Source organism: Geminicoccus harenae (genome assembly GCF_019800005.1).
Lineage (GTDB): Bacteria > Pseudomonadota > Alphaproteobacteria > Geminicoccales > Geminicoccaceae > Geminicoccus > Geminicoccus harenae.
The window spans coordinates 1-775 of record NZ_JABGCL010000207.1; the positions used below are offsets into that span (position 1 = coordinate 1).

Sequence of the window (775 nt, forward strand, 5' to 3'; positions counted from 1 at the left end):
CGCCAGCCCAGGCAGCAGAATATGACCCATTATCTACTGGAGTTCCCGGTCATTCTTGGTGATGGAGTCGGGGTTTCCAAGGTCGTTGGCTCAGAGGGAATCCTGTTCATCACTGAGGTAGCGATCCGGCCCGACCAACAGATCGGCGGGTCGTTCGGCCTGGAGCCGGAGGCGGATGGCACGGCCGTCCAGGTCGACTTCCAGGCGGTCGTCCAGGAGGTGCGCGTGCTGCCCGAGCCCGGCCTGATCATGGTGTATGCCCAGTTCCAGCAGCTGGCGCTGGTTGCCCAGCCACCTCCTCCGGCCTCCTTGGCACACTAGCCAGACCGCAGCATAGACGAGATCGGGCCGGGAGAATGGATTTCGCCATCTCCCGAGCCTGTCTCGAAGGTTAGCAGCCTATCCTGCAAAGAGGCAGATCACGCCCCTCCGGTGCCGACCTTCCTAAAGCTCAGGATGATGTCTTTCCAAACCTCGTAGTCCTCTTGCGGCAAGTTCAGCGGCGAGCAGAGCAACGCGGCGCGTTCCGCACTTTCGGCCAGCAGACGGTAGTTCGGGTCCGACTGCATCCGTGCCCGCTCGACCGGCATGGCGCTCTCCACCGAACCGTCCGGCAGGATGCGAAGGTTAACGCGCACCCCCTGGTTCTGCAGGGAAACGGCCTCCTCCGGCACGGTCCAGCAAGGGGTGATCTGCTCCTGCAGGGAAGTCGCAAGTGCAACCGCACGAGGCCGAGTGCTTGTGGTACTGCTGGGCAAAGTGCGAGCTGGAGCTG

2 protein-coding genes are annotated in these 775 nt (G+C 63.0%); one reads left to right on the forward strand and one right to left on the reverse strand.

Going from position 1 to position 775, the window contains the following annotated elements; translation table 11 throughout:
- The coding region (locus HLA95_RS27615) for a hypothetical protein (RefSeq protein WP_222185167.1) at positions 1-321 on the forward strand (321 nt) is incomplete at its 5' end.
- A gap of 98 nt (positions 322-419) precedes the next feature.
- Here HLA95_RS27615 and tolA read toward each other — a convergent pair.
- Positions 420-775, reverse strand: a 356-nt coding sequence (gene tolA, locus HLA95_RS27620; RefSeq protein WP_306422402.1) for a cell envelope integrity protein TolA, incomplete at its 5' end; no start/stop codon positions are given.